This window comes from Arthrobacter sp. zg-Y877, from assembly GCF_030373105.1.
Classification (GTDB): domain Bacteria; phylum Actinomycetota; class Actinomycetes; order Actinomycetales; family Micrococcaceae; genus Arthrobacter_B.
Genome location: NZ_JAUCPU010000003.1, coordinates 590,523 through 605,728, shown reverse-complemented (window position 1 = coordinate 605,728; position 15,206 = coordinate 590,523). Strand labels below are relative to the sequence as shown.

Sequence of the window (15,206 nt, the reverse complement as noted above, 5' to 3'; positions counted from 1 at the left end):
CTCTGGGAGTGTCCCGGGAACGCGCCCGGGAACCCGGCTAGACCGGTTTTTCGATGTCGGTGGCGTCCAGGATGGAATAGGCATAGCCCTGCTCGGCGAGGAACCGCTGCCGCTTGGCCGCGAAGTCCTGGTCCAGGGTGTCGCGGGCAACCACGGTGTAGAAGTGCGCCGCCTTGCCGTCGGCCTTGGGCCGCAGCAGCCGGCCCAGCCGCTGGGCCTCCTCCTGCCGGGAGCCGAAGGACCCGGAAACCTGGATGGCCACGGAGGCCTCGGGCAGGTCGATGGAGAAGTTGGCAACCTTGGACACCACGAGGGTGCTCAGGACCCCTTCCCGGAATTCGTTGAAGAGCCGCTGGCGTTCCTTGACCGGGGTGTCTCCCTTGATGACCGGTGCGTCCAGCCGTTCGGCGAGCTCATCCAGCTGGTCAAGATACTGCCCGATCACCAGGGTCTGCTCGCCGGCGTGGCGGCGGACCAGCTGTTCGACGACGCCGGTCTTGGTGTCCGACGTCGAGCACAGGCGGTACTTGTCCCCGTCCTCGGCCATGGCGTAGGCCACGCGCTCGTCGCGCGGCAGGTCGACCCGGACCTCGATGCATTTAGCCGGGGCAATGTAGCCCTGCGCCTCGATGTCCTTCCAGGGGGCGTCGTACCGCTTCGGGCCGATCAGCGAGAACACTTCGCCTTCACGGCCGTCCTCGCGGACCAGGGTGGCGGTCAGACCGAGGCGGCGCCGCGCCTGCAGGTCCGCGGTCATACGGAAAATCGGGGCGGGGAGCAGGTGCACCTCGTCATAGATGATCAGGCCCCAGTCGTTCGCATCCAGCAGCTCCAGGTGCGGATAGAGTCCGCCGCGCTTGAGCGTCAGGACCTGGTACGTGGCGATGGTGACGGGGCGGACTTCCTTCACCGCGCCGGAGTATTCCCCGATCTCGTCCTCGGTCAGGGAGGTCCGCTTCAGCAGCTCGTCCTTCCACTGCCGGGCGGAAACGGTGTTGGTCACCAGGATCAGGGTGGTGGTGGAACTGGTGGCCATGGCCGCAGCACCCACCAGGGTTTTGCCGGCACCGCAGGGCAGCACCACGACGCCGGAGCCACCGGCCCAGAAGTTCTCCGTTGCCAGCTTCTGGTAGGGGCGCAGCGCCCAGCCGTCTTCATTGAGAACGATCGGATGGGGAGTGCCGTCCACGTATCCGGCCAGGTCTTCGGCGGGCCAGCCCAGCTTGAGCAGCAGCTGTTTCAGCTGCCCGCGCATGGCGGACTGCACCACCACTGTCTCGCCGTCGATCCGCGGGCCCAGGAGCGGCTGGATCTTCTTGGCATGCATCACTTCTTCGAGCACGGGATAGTCATTGGTGCGCAGCACCAGCCCGTGCTGGGGGTCCTTCTCCAACCGCAGCCGGCCGTACCGGGACATCGTTTCCTCGATGTCGATCAGCAGCGAGTGCGGCACCGGGAAGCGGGAATACGTGAGCAGGGTGTTGAGCACCTGCTCGGCGTCGAGCCCCGCGGCCCGGGCGTTCCACAGGCCCAGAGGCGTCAGCCGGTAGCTGTGGATGTGTTCGGGTGCGCGCTCGAGTTCGGCGAACGCCGCGATGGCATGCCGCGCCTCCGTGGCCTGGTCATGATCGACCTCCAGAAGAATTGTCTTATCGCTCTGGACAATCAACGGTCCGTCAACCATGTGCCGGGCTACCCTCCACTATTTCCACGTCCATAATCCGATGTACTGACACTGTGCGCTCGACGTCGTGGCGCGGGTCGTAGACCCGGACCCTGCCGTCGCTTACTGACAAGGGAACGAATATTTCCTGCCGCTGATTCCCCTGTGCATCCACCACGCCCATGCGGACCGAACTCTTGGCCCGGATGGCCTTGCGCAGGGTTTCCAGGCTGACCAGGGACTGGCTTTCGCCGCTGGCGTTTGGCACAGGACCCCCGCCGCGCAGGGCCGCCAGCTGCCGGTCCAGGTCCTCGTCCGTCAGTTCCCAGGGGTTCAGCCGGGTCTTGGAGGAAGTGGGTGCTGCCACCGGGACCATCCGGTGGGAGCCCACGGGTTTGCGTGCGGGCCCTTCCAACGCCGGGGGATAGCCCAGCTCGCGGAGCGTGAAGGTGAGTTCCTTCGCGGAGGCGTTGGCCGCGACCACGGTCGGGGCCAGCCGCACCAGTCCCAGTGAGGCGGTCCGCGGATCGGCCAGCAGGGCGTTCAACCCTGCCTCGTCATCGCTGCGCAGATAAGACCCGGCCGCACCCACCCGCAGCCGGCCGTACCGGGCGGCGGTGTCCTCCACCAGGTAGCGCAGCGGCTGGGGGACGTCCGTTGCCGAATGCCGGTGCAGGAAGGCGAGGATGCCGTCGGCGTCGAGCCCTTCATCCAGCGCCCGCCGGATGGAATCGGCCGAGAACCGGTAGGTGGCAGCTGGTCCCTGTCCTTCCGCCGTGGAAATCAGTGCCAGTTCCCGGGCAACGTCCGGATCCAGGTATCCGGGCGCCACTGCCGTGAGGTCGGCCTGCAGCAGGAAGGAGTTCAGGGGTGCCGGCAGGGCATCGCGCAGCACGGACGTTGCGTGGGAGTACTCGCCCGCGGCCACAGCCGAGCCAAGGACGGTCAGCGCACCGGCGCCGAGCAGTCCCAGCTGTGCTGCCTCCTTGAGGATCCCCGGGACCAGACGGGCGAAACGCCGCTGCAGCCGTGGCTGGTGCCAGGTCAAGGCGCTGATGAGATCCTCGGTTTCAAAGACTCCCACCGTTCCGTTGACGGAGTCCCCCTCCACATCGGAAAGCAGGGCAAGCGTTTCCAGTGCGCGGCGCCGGACCACGGGGGCGTCCGGCCGGGACACCTCGGCGGCCAGCGCGTTGACCGTTCCCCCTGCCGGCAGAGGTGCGCCCACCAGCGAGGGTGCACGGTCTGCGTCCAGCCAGGCTTCCACCAACCGGCGCCATTGCTCTTCACGGTTCTCCGTGAGCCAGGTTCCCTCGCTGGCACCCCAGCGTGAAGTTGCGGCATCCAGCGTGATCAACCCGGAGAGGGCCGCCAGTTCCAGCAGCCAGGAGGTGGTGGCGCCGTCCAGCCGCAGCGCTTCCGAGAGCCGGCGCACTTCCCGCACGCCCACACCTCCGGAACGCAGCGTCCCGATCGGGTTTTCCGCGGCAAGCGCCAGCAACTCCGTGACCAGGCGCAGGGTTTCCGCCACTGCGCCGAACGCGGCATTGTCCCGCAGGTTGCGGCCCACGCTGCGGGGTTCCGGCCGGGGCGCTTCCAACTGGAAGTCCGCGACGATGACGTGCCCGCGGGAGGCCTGGCCCACCGGGCGGGGAAGCTCCACATGCAGTGCATCCAGGGGGACCAGGAGGCCACGGCCTACCAGCCACTCCACCGGCGTGGGGTTGGGATTGTCCAGGACCGCCCGTCCCATGGCGGCTTTCTTCGGGATGGTTCCCACCGGGGAGTACTTGAACCGCCGTAGCAGCTCGACGGTCTGCGGGGGAGCGCCCGCCATGAGAGCTGCCCAGCCTGCCGGATCGGAAACCAGGTGATGCAGGGAATGGGCGGCCGTGCCCGGGGTATCGGCTTTCTCCAGCGGCAGGCCCGTGGCACGCAGTCCTTCGACAATGCCCACCAGCCGCTGCCCGAACTCCGGATGCTGGGCCGCCAGGGTGGAATAGGGCCGGCCGAGCCCCGCGGGGTAGGCCCCCAGTGCCTCGCCCAGGACGGACACAGGAAGGTAGAAGCGGCGTGAGGCGTCCGCTTTTGGGGCTCCGGGGTGCGGCGTGGCACGGCGGAGCAGGGCCAGGGAATGCAGATGGCCCAGGATGACATCCAGGGATTTGATGGTGGAGCCGGAGATGGCGGCTTTCAACCATGACGCGGTGGTGCTGAGCTGGGAATCCTCATTGGTGGTCAGATCCACTGCTTCAAGGACCTGAAGCTCCGGTGCCGTCAGTTTCTCGAGGATCCGCTGGACACTGACCCGGGTGGAAGCACGGGCAGCCATGGCCTGGAAATCGGGGACCGGAGGAAGCGCGAGGTCCGGCCGGGCCGTGAGCAATTCACGCAGTTGGTCGTCACTGCGTGCTGCTAGATCGTCGGCCAGAGCTCGAATCGCGGACATCAGAACCACGTTACCTGAGTGGGCGGGAAAACGGACCGATCAGTCCCGGCGCCGGCGCCTGATCCCGTCGATCACCAGGCCTGCCAGCAGGAGGAATGCGGCCGGCAGCGCGTAGAGGGATGCAGCCACGAGCCAGGGTGCAACCTGCTGGCTTTGGAGGGATAGGACCAGCACCGCACCGAGAGTCCCCAGGCCGAACAGTGCCAGGGCACCCGCAAGCACGCCAGCCGCCCGGCGGAGCGTTCCCGGGCGGGGGCTGGGCGGGGAGTCCGGTGTGGGGTCCTCCGCCGGCTGCTTCCGGGCGGCGGACATGGGGGACCGGACCTCATCCGGTGGGGCGCTGCTCATGGAGATTAACGCTAGCAGCGGAAATCAGCGGGACAAAGGGGATGGCTTGGAGCCCTCTTGCCTTGTCGGGATATTCTAAAGGGAACAGACTTCCCCGTAGTATCTCAGGAGGTACTCCAGCTCTGCAGATACTTCGTCTCCAGAGTTACCCCCGGCACTACTTCGGGCCTGGCGGACCAACGCGGGTTCCGATCATTCCCGCAGCAGGTGTCCTGCTGCGGTCAGAACTAAGAACGAGGTAACCGAAGTGCCCATCGGCAAGGTCAAATGGTTCGACACTGGTAAGGGTTTTGGTTTTCTGGCCACGGACGATGGGCAGGAAGTCTTCCTGCATGCCTCTGCCCTTCCTGCAGGTGTCACTGAGGTCAAACCCGGGACCCGCATGGAGTTTGGCGTGGCAGACGGCCGGCGGGGACCGCAGGCACTTTCGGCCCGCATCCTCGAAGCTCCGCCCTCGGTTGCCAAGGCAACCCGCAAGGATGCGGAAGACATGGCCGTGATCACCGAAGACCTGATCAAATTGCTGGACGGCATCTCCAACGGACTGCGCCGGGGCCGGTACCCGGACAAGAAGCACGCAGCCAAGGTGGCCGCCGTGCTGCGTGCCGTTGCCGATGACCTGGATATATAAGGTTCGTGCGCTGAAGTGACTATGACAAACCCCTCTCCCGACATGCCCTCCGAACCCGTCGCGGATGCAGCAGTGGACGCTGCCGCCCCCGCCGCGGCCAAACGCGCCCCGCGGCGCCCGGCAAAGGCCGACGCCGTCCTCGCGGCCGCGGTGGATGAAGCCCGCGCCGGACTCCTGGAAGTCGTGGCCCCTGCTGAAGTTGGCAACTATGTCGGTGCTGTGGCCGACGCCGAGCGGCTGGTGACCCACCGGTTCACGTCGCTCCGTCCCGGCTACCGCGGATGGTACTGGTATGCCACGGTGGCCCGGGTGCCCCGAAGCAAGAAGGTAACGGTCAGTGAGGTAGGACTGCTGCCTTCCGACGAGGCTTTGCTTGCGCCCGAGTGGGTGCCTTGGTCAGACCGGCTGCGGCCGGAAGACATTGCTGCCGAACAGGAACAGCAGGCCCAGGAAGATGCCGCCCGGGAGGCGGCCGCCGCAGGCCATAACGATGCTGATCGGGACGACGCCGACGACGCCGACCGGGACGACGCCGACCGGGACGACGCCGACCGGGACGACGCCGACCAGGCCCAGGAACAGCGCCCCGCCGAAATGACGGGTGTACAGGAGGACGAGTAATTCCGTGGCGGTTCCGGCAACAGGTTCACTATTCCCCCAGGGGGCGCTGAACTGATGTTCCGCTCCCTTCGCATCTTCAACTACCGGATCTGGTTCATCGGTGCCCTGGTTTCAAATATCGGCACCTGGATGCAGCGCACCGCGCAGGACTGGCTGGTCTATGACATCCTCACCGACCAGGACGCAGCCGCGATGGGAATCGTCATGGCGCTGCAGCTGGGGCCGCAGCTGCTCCTCGCCCCATGGTCGGGGCTCATCGCGGATACCTACAACCGGCGCAAGGTCCTCCTGCTCACCCAGGTCAGCATGGGCGGCCTCGGCCTCGCACTGGGCCTGCTGGTGTTGTCCGGTCATGCAGAGTTGTGGCATGTCTACGCTTTCGCGCTGGCGCTGGGCGTTGTCTCCGCAGTGGACGGGCCGGCACGGCAGGCCTTTGTCTCCGAAGTAGTCTCGGAGCGGGACCTGCCCAACGCCGTCGCGCTCAACAGCGCCTCCTTTAACGGGGCGCGCATGGTGGGTCCGGCGGTTGCCGGCCTCCTGACCGTGGCCGTGGGTCCCGGCCTCGTGTTTGTGCTTAACGCCGTAACGTTCGGCGCCATGGTGATCGCCCTGCTGAAGATGCGCTCCGCCGAGCTGCGCGTCCTGCCAAAGGCACCGCCCGGGAAGGGCCGCATCCGGGCCGGGCTTGCCTACGTGCGCCACCGGCCGGACCTGATCATGGTCATGCTCGCGATCTTCATCGTGGGTACCTTCGGCATGAATTTTGCCATTTATATAGCGGCCATGGCGCGTACCGAGTTCGGCCGCGACGCGGGGATCTTCGGTGTCCTCAACTCAGTGATGGCGATTGGCTCGGTTTCCGGGGCGCTGCTCTCGGCCCGGCGGGACCGGCCGCGCCTGCGCTTCGTCTTCGGTGCGGCCGGCGCCTTCGGCCTGTCCTGCATCCTGTCCGCCGTGGCACCCACCCTGACCTTGTTCGCACTCTCACTGATCCCCGTCGGCCTGTTTGCCCTGACCCTGATGACCAGCGCCAATGCGTATGTGCAGACCACCACCGCGCAGATCATGCGTGGGCGGGTGATGGCACTGTACTTCGCCATCTTTATGGGCGGAACGCCGTTGGGCGCCCCCGTGGTGGGCTGGGTTTCGAATGCCTTCGGTCCCCGCTGGAGCCTCGGCGTTGCCGCCGCCTCGGGACTGCTGGCCGCCGCGATCGGCTTTGTCTGGGCCTGGCGGACGTATGGAATGCGGTTCCACTACGACCGCAGCCTGCCGCGCCGGCTGAGCATGACCACGGACGTTACGGAAAAGCAGCAGGACCCGGACGGCGTCTAGGTCCGGGTCCTGCTGTGTACTGCCAAGGCCCCTGCAGTCCTGCCGGAAGCGGGGGACCGGAGCGGGTCAGGAATTCGCGATGACGAAATCGATGCAGTCCAGCAGTGCGCTGACGTCGTCTGGCTCGATGGCAACGAACGTGGCAATCCGCAGCTGGTTGCGGCCGAGCTTGCGGTAGGGCTCCACGTCCACCACTCCGTTGGCACGCAGGGTCTTGGCGATGGCCGAGGCGTCGACGTCTTCGGCAAAGTCGATGGTGGCAATCACGTTCGAGCGGTCTTCAGGACGGGTAACAAACGGCGTGGCCACCGGGGAGTTCTCAGCCCAGGAATAGATGCGCCCCGCCGAGTCGGCGGTGCGGCTCGTGGCGAACGGGAGGCCGCCGTTGGCATTGAGCCATTCAACCTGCGCGTTGAGCGTGACGAGGGTGGACAACGACGGCGTGTTGTAGGTCTGGTTCAACCGGGAGTTGTCGATGGCGGTCTGCAGGTTGAGGAAATCCGGAATCCAACGGTCACCGGCGTTGATCCGGGCAGCCCGTTCGAGGGCGGCCGGCGAGAACATCCCGAGCCACAGGCCGCCGTCGGAGGCAAAGTTCTTCTGCGGCGCAAAGTAATAGACATCCGACTGGCTGAGGTCCACGTCCAGGCCGCCGGCCGCGGAGGTGGCATCGATCAGGACCAGGGATCCGGCGTCGGCCCCTTCCACCCGCCGCACCGGAGCGGCCACGCCGGTGGAGGTCTCGTTCTGCGGCCAGGCATAAACGTCGACACCGGCTTCGGCAGAGGGCTCGGGACGCGTGCCCGGAGCGGAGGTGATGATGGTCGATGCGGAGAGGAACGGAGCCTTGTTGGTAGCGGCGGCAAACTTCGAGCCGAACTCACCGAAGGACAGGTGCTGGGCTTTCTCCTCAACCAGGCCGAAGGATGCAATGTCCCAGAAAGCGGTGGACCCGCCGACACCCAGGACAACTTCATAACCCTCCGGAGCGGAAAAGAGGGTGGACAGGCCTTCGCGGATGCTGCCAACCAGGTTCCGCACCGGCGCCTGCCGGTGGGAGGTGCCCAGGAGGCCGGTCCCGGCACGGGTGAGGGCCTCCAGCTGTTCCGGACGGACCTTTGAAGGGCCGGCACCGAATCGGCCGTCCTTCGGGAGGAGCCCGGCGGGAATTTTCAGTGCGGCGGTATCGCCCATGAGGTGACGCTCCAAGCGTGTTTCGAAGGTGGCGGATATGCACTTTCCATTCTGCCGTATGCCCTCGTACGGAGACGATATATGACCCGCACCACGGCGCGATGTGCCGGGCACCGCGGAATTATCGGGCGGTCCGGCCGATAGGCTAACGTGTTGCCGTACACCCCCGGGGCAGCTGTCTGCTGGCCTTCTTTTCTTCCGTACATAGGAGCGGCCCGTCATGACGGATCTCATTGACACCACTGAGATGTATCTCAGGACCATCCTGGAGCTGGAAGAAGAGAACATCGTCGCCCTCCGGGCCCGTATCGCTGAACGGCTCCGCCACTCCGGGCCCACGGTGTCCCAGACCATCGGCCGCATGGAACGTGACGGACTTGTTGTGGTTGCCGGGACGCGCCGGCTGGAGCTGACCGAGTTTGGCCGCCGCCGCGCCACCGAGGTGATGCGCAAGCACCGCCTCGCCGAAAGGCTCCTCTCCGACGTGATCGGCCTCGACTGGGCCTATGTGCATGACGAAGCCTGCCGATGGGAACACGTGATGAGTGAGCGGGTGGAACGCCGGCTGTATGAACTGCTGGGCCACCCCACGGAATCGCCGTACGGCAATCCGATTCCCGGACTTGAAGGAATCGGCGGGGTTGCAGCGGAAGTCTTCCACGCCGGCGTCGTTAACCTTGTGGCCACCGTCGCCGCCGTCGAGCCCGGAACGAAACTCCGGCTGGTCCGGCTTGCCGAGCCCATTCAGGTGGAACCGGAACTCTTGTCCCAGTTGGACGAGGCGGGATTGCGCCCGGGAGCGCAAATGACCGCCGAGGTAGTCGGTGGATACATTTCCGTGCGGGTTCCGGGTATCGAGGGAGCCCTTGAATTGCCGGCCGAAGTAGCTGCGCATGTATTTGTTTCACAGCTTGGGTAACGGAATGGTCACTTTTCCGGCATTTATCCTATAGTGTGTTCCTGACGCTGAACCACCATCGTTATCCGGTCCGTCCGCCGAGCCCTGCCAGCGGACCGGAGCACTACATTCGTCCAGGCAGGGGCGGAGGACCCATTCTCCGGCAGCCAGGCTGCCTTGGGGTGAAGCCTTCCGGGAGACGGCGGTATTACTGCATAGCCGCGTAATACCCGCCTATTCCGGAGGCCGAGTTTTCTCTACTCGAATCCGACAGCTAACTTCGCAGGCGATCAATGAGAGGGAAACACTTGTCGAAGCATGCTGCTTCGGGGAGGCGCCGTGCGCCTGCCCCTGCCGCCCCACTGCGACCCCGAAACGCCTCAGCACCTGGCCGCCGGCGCGCAGAAACCAAATCCGTGTCTGTTGGCGGTGCCGCCCAGAAGATTGCCATTACCGCAGCCACCTCGGGCCTGATCCTTACCGCTGCGCTGCCGACCACTGCGGCAGCGGACAATCCGGCTGAACGCCAGGCCACGGGCGCCGATGCGCCCGTCTCTGCCGACCCCAACGCCGATATCGGCTTCGCCAGGGCCGGGCTGAGCAGCGAATTCGACCCCGATGCCAAGCTGGCGTCCGTCACGGTTGCAGCCGGTTCCCACGCGGTTCCAGCCGCAGCCAAGGGCACGCTGTCCACGCCCCTGAACACTGGACTGATTCAAACCTCCGGGTTCGGCCACCGGACCAGTCCCATCACCGGGGCTGCCGGCGAGATGCACAACGGGCAGGACTTCGCCGCAGTCTGCGGCACAGCTGTCAGTGCTGCGGCATCCGGCACCGTGGTCTTCGCCGGCTGGCACGCCTACGGCGGGGGATACCGCGTGGTGGTTGACCACGGCAACGGAGTCGAAACCACGTACAACCACCTTTCCACCATTGCCGTCTCTGTGGGTGCCGCTATTGAACGCGGACACCTGGTGGGAGCCAGCGGCACCACGGGCTCGTCAACCGGTTGCCACCTGCATTTCGAGGTAATGGTTAACGGCGAAGTAGTGGACCCGCTCAATTGGTTGTAACTGCCTAGAATCAAAGCGTTGTAACCGCTTGAATATCGTTTCGTGATCGGAACGTGACATAGCTCAATTGTTGCTGTACGCTCAACCTCGTGCCCGATTCGCAAAGGTGGGGCACCTTCGAACAGATCGCCTAGCTCTGCCACTGTTTGAAGTCCGTTCGCAGAATCGCATGGCAGAGGCGGGGGAACCAATTTCGGGTTTCGAAAGAAACCCTTGGGGTTAAGTTGCAAAAGGCCATAGGCCGGGCAACCGGGTGACTCCCATCCGAATCCGACAGCTCACCTCGTAGGCAATTGGGAGAGGCAAACTTGTGTCATCAAACGTTCACGGCCGCCGTCGCGCTGCCACCGTACAGACCAACCCGATCGCTGCACTTTCCAAGGCAGTCACCAGCAACGCCGGAACCGTAGGCCGCCAGGCCGCCGTCGTCGTTGCAGCATCCGGCCTCGTGCTGGCTGCAGGACTTCCTGCACAGGCTGCATCCGTTAGCACGGACCGCCAGGCCCTTGAAGCCACCCCCCTGAACGTCGTCACCGGCAGCGTTACCGCTCCCGCAGACGCACCGTTCGAGCTCTACACCCTCGAGTCCGCAGACATCGCCAAGATCTCCACGATCTCCGGCGCCGACTACCGGGCACAGGTTGCAGCCGAAGAGGCCGCGGCCGAAGCCGCCGCGCAGCTGGCCGCCACGCAGGCCGCAGCAGCTACGACCGCTGCAGCCGCCCGCGTTGCTCCCGCAGCCGCCGCTTCGAACATCACCACCGCTTCCAACAGTGGCGCAGCAGTTGCCCAGGCTCCGGTTTCCGGCAACGTCGCAGCCGGCCTCGTGGCTTCCGCCTACGGCCAGATCGGCGTTGCGCAGGACTGCACCGCCATGGTTGAGAAGGCACTGCGCTCCGTCGGCAAGGCTGTCGGCGACCTGGGCCCTCTGCAGTTCCTGCAGTTCGGTCCCACCGTTTCCAGCCCGGCACCCGGTGACCTTGTAGTCTCCGGCAGCCACGTTGCGATCTACGTCGGCAATGGCCAGGTCATCAGCGGTGGCCTGAACGGTATGAACACCGGCCTGCACAGCCTGTCAGACCTGGGCGGCGTCAGCTTCGTCCGCGTCAGCTAATCCACAAATTCGAGACGCGGAGAATCATGACCACGACAGTTGAGCGCGCCCGCCACCGGGCGCCGGTGGAGCGCACCACCACACTGAACGCCCTTGCCGGCGCCGTCAGCTCCAACGCCGGAACGGTAGGCCGCCAGGCCGCCGTCATTGCGGCAGCCTCCGGGCTGGTGCTGACGACCGGTGTTGCAGCCAACGCCTCCGGGGCCGACGTAGTACGTGATGTCCAGACGAGCACGCTGGACCTTTCCGCGGCCAAGACCCTCCAGGTTCCCGCGGACGTGGCTATCTCGTTCGAACGGGACGGGATCAACGGCGTGATCGTTGCGCCGGAACCCGAAGCGCCGGTCGAAGCAGCGGTTGCCGTACAGGCACCCGCCGCCGAAGCCACCGCCCAGCAGCAGGTCCGCGGCAACGCGGCAGTTGCCGGGAACTCCACCAGTCTCACCACGGCATCCGCACGGCCCGTACAGGCTGCAACAGGTGTGGCTTCAACCATTGCCTCCGCAGCCTACGCGCAGCTTGGCGTGGGCCAGGACTGCACCAGGCTGGTGACCAACGCCCTGGCCGCAGCCGGCATCAACCACCACGGCTATCCGGCAAGCTACCTCTCCCTTGGACGGACGGTGAGTGCAGCTGAGGCCATGCCCGGTGACTTGATCTACTACGCCAACGGCGGCATGGGCCTGGCCCACATTGCCGTGTATGTCGGCGGCGGACAGGCCGTTCACGGCGGGTTCAACGGCGGCTCCACTGTTGTGGCGCCGGCCGAGCTCGGCTCCGGCGGCGTGTACATCCGCGTAGGCGGCTAAGCAGCCAGCGCACCAGGTAAGGCCCCTCCTTCGGGAGGGGCCTTACCTCTTTAACCCGGGTTCTTTAACCCGGTTTCCACTTCCATACCCGGGTTCCCGGGGCGCGGAAAGCGGGGTCCGGGTACCAAGAGACCGGTCCGGGTACTGCCGGTGTAAATGGCGAAGATCGCAAACGCGTTCTACTCTTGCATAGACAATCCGAAGTGCCGTTTGCGGAACGGTGTCTTGTACTCACCGGTTCGTGGGCGGCAGACGAAGAGGTATGTGCATGCGCACTCTCGTTCTGAACGCTGGATATGAGCCGCTGGCCGTGATCACCTTCCGCCGTGCTTTGGTACTGGTATTGAACGGAAAGGCGAGCGTGGTGGCAGAGAGCGGCGAACCCGTGGTCGGACCCAACGAAATCCTCCCCAGGCCGTCGGTTATCCTGCTCCACCGCTATGTCAAAGTTCCCTACCGGGAGGGCACCGTTGCCACCCGCCGGGGCGTCCTGCGGCGGGACAACCATGAATGTGCCTACTGCGGAAAGGCCGCTGCCACCGTGGACCACGTGGTCCCTCGGTCCCACGGCGGTGACGACAGCTGGGAGAACCTGGTTGCCTGCTGCCTGCGCTGCAACAACACCAAGGGCAACCGGACGTTGGCACAGCTTGGTTGGGAACTGCGGATTTCGCCTAAGGCTCCCCGCGGTGCCCGCTGGCAGATCCGCGAACTCGAACGCCCTTCCCCCCAGTGGGATCCGTTCCTGCAGAATGACACGGCGGCCTGATGTCCGCCACCCTCCGTTATGACGCAGTGATCCTCGCCGGTGGCCGGTCCACGCGGCTTGGCGGCACGCCCAAGGCGCTGCTGCTGGCCGGGGATCGCACCCTCCTGGAAACCACCCTCGCCGCGGTGCCCGAGGCCCGGCAGACCGCCGTCGCCGGGCCTCCCGAGCTGGCGGCCGTACTGGCCCGGCACCCGGAGACACCCACCCTGCTGGTCCGCGAAGAGCCTGCGTTCGCCGGTCCGGCTGCAGCGGTGGGGGCCGCCGTTGCTGCCTTGTCCGCCCAGGACAGCGGCAGCGATCCTCATCACACCGGTAACGCCACCGACGACGGCGACACTGCCGGGAGTCCGTGGACCCTGGTCCTGGCCTGCGACATGCCCCAGGTGTCCACCGCCGTACGGGCGCTGCTGACCGCGGCCGCTGAGCCGGGGAATGAAAGCCTGCTGGCCGTCGATTCAACCGGCAACCGGCAGCCGCTGGCAGCCCTCTACCGCACAGCCGACCTCCGGGCAGCGGTCAACGCCGCTGCCTCCGAAGGTTTGGCGAACAAGTCCATGAAGGCGTTGCTTGCTAGGGTGCAATGGAGGGGTGTTGATGTTCCCCCGATGAGTACAGCCGATGTTGACACCTGGAACGACGCGCAATCGCTGGGTGTGAGCGCCGGGGACCTGCCGTAGCAACGGGCAGTCCCCAAGCGATACGAAGGAGCACGAATGGCAAGCCAGCAGGAACTACTCGAGGCATGGAGCGCCAGGCTGCTGCAGGCGCTGGAGCTCGAGGGCACACCGGTGGATGTCGCCGCTGTCCTCGACCTGGCTGCAGTTGCAGCGCATAGCGTAGTGCGGCCCGCTGCGCCGCTGACCACCTTCATTGTTGGGTATGCCGCAGGCCTTGCAGCGGCGAGCGGCCAGGCCGAGGACGCCGTCGCCATGCGTTCCGCCATGGCTGTGGCCGCCGATCAGTGCCGCGACGCCGCGGCGGAAGGAGACGCCCAGTGACCGAACCCGCCGTACCCGTGATCCTGCCGGTCCAGCCCAACGCGTCCTGGGCGCAGGCGCGTCACGCGGCCTATGCCGCTGCCCGCCCGCTGCCCTACGAGACGGTGCCGCTGGACGAGGCGCTCGGCCGGATCCTTGCGGTCGAGACCGCCGCCCTGCAGCCGGTGCCGCATTACGCCTCGGCGGCCATGGACGGCTGGGCAGTTGCGGGGGCGCCGCCGTGGACAGTCATCACCCAGGAAGAACCCGAGGTGGAACGCTGGCAGGTCCACCGCGAATCCGGACGCCGCGCCCTGCAGCCGGGGGAGGCAGTGGAAATCCTCACCGGCGGGCTGATCCCGGAGGGCGCCGAAGCCGTCCTGCGCTCGGAAAGCGGTACGGTTTCCGCCACGACCCCTCCGCAGCTGAGCCTGGGCGACCGGGCGCGCGAAGGCGAACCGCGGGCGGGCGAACACATCCGCCCTGCCGGGGAAGAAGCAGCGGCGGGGGAGACCACCATCCCCGCAGGAAAACTGCTGAACCCCGCACACATTGCCCTGGCCGCCGTCTGCGGGCATGACACGCTGCCCGTGCTGCGCTCCCCGCGCGTGTCCCTGCTGCTGACCGGGGACGAGGTCATCGAGGCGGGCCTGCCCGAGCCCGGCCAGGTCCGGGACACCTTCGGACCCCAGCTGCCGCAGCTGATCGCCATGCTGGGCGGACGGATCGACGTCGTCCGGCGCCTGCCGGACCGGCTGGAGGAAGTGGTGGCAGCGCTGAGCAGCGAAGCCACGGATGAACTCTCCATTGCCATGTCCTCCGGAGACGTCCTCATCACCACGGGCGGTACCGGGCGTTCCGACGCCGACCACCTGCGCCGTGCCCTGGAGGAGGTCGAGGCGGAGCTCCTGATTGACGGAATCTCCATGCGCCCGGGACATCCCACCATGCTCGCCCGGCTGCAGGACGGCCGCCTGCTGGTTGCCCTGCCCGGCAATCCGCTGGCGGCGATGATGGCAGTCTTCACGATTGTCCAGCCGCTGCTGGACGGGCTGCGGGGAGCCCCGATTTCCCGGGAACGGCATGTCCTGGCCGGAGTTGACCTGGAACCGCTGCCGGGCAGGACCCGGCTGGTTCCCTGCAGCATCCAGGAGGACCGGGCCATGCCCTCACCGTATTTCCGCTCCGGTATGCTCCGGGGACTGGCCGAGGCCGACGCCGTTATGGTGGTGCCTCCGGAAGGCTGCATCAGGGACCAGGCCGTAATGGCGCTGCCCCTCCCGTGGCAGGTCAACCGCGCACCGTCCTGGTAACCGGTGGAGAAA

Annotated in this window: 15 protein-coding genes and 2 riboswitches; of the genes, 11 read left to right on the top strand and 4 right to left on the bottom strand. The window is 66.4% G+C overall.

The genetic code is table 11. The annotated features are described in order from the left end of the window. Nucleotides 1–37: 37 nt before the first annotated feature. The 3 genes from QNO03_RS10210 to QNO03_RS10200 are packed head-to-tail and all read right to left on the bottom strand — an operon-like array spanning nt 38 to nt 4,460. Nucleotides 38–1,684: a DNA repair helicase XPB gene (locus tag QNO03_RS10210; RefSeq protein WP_289603209.1), complete on the bottom strand. Its 1,647-nt coding sequence runs from the start codon at nt 1,682–1,684 to the stop codon at nt 38–40. Beyond that, nucleotides 1,677–4,112, bottom strand: a complete 2,436-nt coding sequence (locus tag QNO03_RS10205) for a helicase-associated domain-containing protein (RefSeq protein ID WP_289603208.1) — start codon at nt 4,110–4,112, stop codon at nt 1,677–1,679. Before QNO03_RS10205 ends, QNO03_RS10210 begins: the two co-directional genes overlap by 8 nt. Before the next feature lie 39 nt (nt 4,113–4,151). After that, on the bottom strand, nt 4,152–4,460 hold the full coding sequence (locus tag QNO03_RS10200; RefSeq protein ID WP_289603207.1) for a hypothetical protein: 309 nt from the start codon (nt 4,458–4,460) through the stop codon (nt 4,152–4,154). Between the two features lie 247 nt (nt 4,461–4,707). On the opposite strand from QNO03_RS10200, the gene QNO03_RS10195 reads away from it, so the two are divergent. Genes QNO03_RS10195 through QNO03_RS10185 form a run of 3 tightly spaced genes read left to right on the top strand, consistent with a single transcriptional unit; the run spans nt 4,708 to nt 7,047 of the window. Then, nucleotides 4,708–5,091: a cold-shock protein gene (locus QNO03_RS10195; RefSeq protein ID WP_229949198.1), complete on the top strand. Its 384-nt coding sequence runs from the start codon at nt 4,708–4,710 to the stop codon at nt 5,089–5,091. Nucleotides 5,092–5,112: 21 nt separating this feature from the next. Further along, nucleotides 5,113–5,712: a DUF3027 domain-containing protein gene (locus QNO03_RS10190; RefSeq protein WP_289603206.1), complete on the top strand. Its 600-nt coding sequence runs from the start codon at nt 5,113–5,115 to the stop codon at nt 5,710–5,712. A 54-nt stretch (nt 5,713–5,766) separates the two neighbouring features. Then, nucleotides 5,767–7,047, top strand: coding sequence for an MFS transporter (locus tag QNO03_RS10185; RefSeq protein WP_289603205.1), 1,281 nt, complete (start codon nt 5,767–5,769; stop codon nt 7,045–7,047). Nucleotides 7,048–7,113: 66 nt separating this feature from the next. On the opposite strand, the gene serC is transcribed toward QNO03_RS10185, so the two are convergent. After that, nucleotides 7,114–8,241, bottom strand: a complete 1,128-nt coding sequence (gene serC / locus QNO03_RS10180; protein WP_289603204.1) for a phosphoserine transaminase — start codon at nt 8,239–8,241, stop codon at nt 7,114–7,116. Nucleotides 8,242–8,461: 220 nt separating this feature from the next. Between serC and QNO03_RS10175 the strand changes: the two genes are divergently transcribed. The 8 genes from QNO03_RS10175 to QNO03_RS10140 all read left to right on the top strand — a co-directional run bounded on the left by QNO03_RS10175 (nt 8,462) and on the right by QNO03_RS10140 (nt 15,194). Further along, nucleotides 8,462–9,160 carry an iron-dependent transcriptional repressor DtxR gene (locus tag QNO03_RS10175; protein WP_229949205.1) on the top strand — a complete coding sequence of 233 codons (699 nt, stop codon included), beginning with the start codon at nt 8,462–8,464 and terminating at the stop codon, nt 9,158–9,160. Between the two features lie 100 nt (nt 9,161–9,260). Beyond that, a riboswitch (cyclic di-AMP (ydaO/yuaA leader) is annotated at nt 9,261–9,444 on the top strand. Between the two features lie 111 nt (nt 9,445–9,555). Beyond that, complete coding sequence (locus QNO03_RS10170; protein WP_229949208.1) at nt 9,556–10,212, top strand: M23 family metallopeptidase; 657 nt, start codon at nt 9,556–9,558, stop codon at nt 10,210–10,212. A 148-nt stretch (nt 10,213–10,360) separates the two neighbouring features. Next, nucleotides 10,361–10,519, top strand: a riboswitch (cyclic di-AMP (ydaO/yuaA leader). A gap of 3 nt (nt 10,520–10,522) precedes the next feature. Beyond that, a complete protein-coding gene (locus QNO03_RS10165; protein WP_289603203.1) occupies nt 10,523–11,326 on the top strand; it encodes an NlpC/P60 family protein in 804 nt (267 codons plus the stop codon). A gap of 26 nt (nt 11,327–11,352) precedes the next feature. Continuing rightward, nucleotides 11,353–12,135 carry an NlpC/P60 family protein gene (locus tag QNO03_RS10160; RefSeq protein ID WP_289603202.1) on the top strand — a complete coding sequence of 261 codons (783 nt, stop codon included), beginning with the start codon at nt 11,353–11,355 and terminating at the stop codon, nt 12,133–12,135. Between the two features lie 268 nt (nt 12,136–12,403). Continuing rightward, nucleotides 12,404–12,904 carry an HNH endonuclease gene (locus tag QNO03_RS10155; RefSeq protein WP_229949215.1) on the top strand — a complete coding sequence of 167 codons (501 nt, stop codon included), beginning with the start codon at nt 12,404–12,406 and terminating at the stop codon, nt 12,902–12,904. Beyond that, a complete protein-coding gene (gene mobA / locus QNO03_RS10150; protein ID WP_289603201.1) occupies nt 12,904–13,581 on the top strand; it encodes a molybdenum cofactor guanylyltransferase in 678 nt (225 codons plus the stop codon). Before QNO03_RS10155 ends, mobA begins: the two co-directional genes overlap by 1 nt. Before the next feature lie 36 nt (nt 13,582–13,617). Next, nucleotides 13,618–13,902: a DUF6457 domain-containing protein gene (locus QNO03_RS10145; protein ID WP_229949219.1), complete on the top strand. Its 285-nt coding sequence runs from the start codon at nt 13,618–13,620 to the stop codon at nt 13,900–13,902. Continuing rightward, on the top strand, nt 13,899–15,194 hold the full coding sequence (locus tag QNO03_RS10140; protein WP_289603200.1) for a molybdopterin molybdotransferase MoeA: 1,296 nt from the start codon (nt 13,899–13,901) through the stop codon (nt 15,192–15,194). Before QNO03_RS10145 ends, QNO03_RS10140 begins: the two co-directional genes overlap by 4 nt. Nucleotides 15,195–15,206: the final 12 nt, after the last annotated feature.

Excerpts from the sequence above, each read along its gene's own strand:
- QNO03_RS10210 (WP_289603209.1), bottom strand. The coding sequence starts at position 1,684 with ATGGTTGACGGACCGTTGATTGTCCAGAGCGATAAGACAATTCTTCTG.
- QNO03_RS10205 (WP_289603208.1), bottom strand. The coding sequence starts at position 4,112 with ATGTCCGCGATTCGAGCTCTGGCCGACGATCTAGCAGCACGCAGTGAC.
- QNO03_RS10200 (WP_289603207.1), bottom strand. The coding sequence starts at position 4,460 with ATGAGCAGCGCCCCACCGGATGAGGTCCGGTCCCCCATGTCCGCCGCC.
- QNO03_RS10190 (WP_289603206.1), top strand. The coding sequence starts at position 5,113 with ATGACAAACCCCTCTCCCGACATGCCCTCCGAACCCGTCGCGGATGCA.
- QNO03_RS10185 (WP_289603205.1), top strand. The coding sequence starts at position 5,767 with ATGTTCCGCTCCCTTCGCATCTTCAACTACCGGATCTGGTTCATCGGT.
- serC (WP_289603204.1), bottom strand. The coding sequence starts at position 8,241 with ATGGGCGATACCGCCGCACTGAAAATTCCCGCCGGGCTCCTCCCGAAG.
- QNO03_RS10175 (WP_229949205.1), top strand. The coding sequence starts at position 8,462 with ATGACGGATCTCATTGACACCACTGAGATGTATCTCAGGACCATCCTG.
- QNO03_RS10160 (WP_289603202.1), top strand. The coding sequence starts at position 11,353 with ATGACCACGACAGTTGAGCGCGCCCGCCACCGGGCGCCGGTGGAGCGC.
- QNO03_RS10155 (WP_229949215.1), top strand. The coding sequence starts at position 12,404 with ATGCGCACTCTCGTTCTGAACGCTGGATATGAGCCGCTGGCCGTGATC.
- mobA (WP_289603201.1), top strand. The coding sequence starts at position 12,904 with ATGTCCGCCACCCTCCGTTATGACGCAGTGATCCTCGCCGGTGGCCGG.
- QNO03_RS10145 (WP_229949219.1), top strand. The coding sequence starts at position 13,618 with ATGGCAAGCCAGCAGGAACTACTCGAGGCATGGAGCGCCAGGCTGCTG.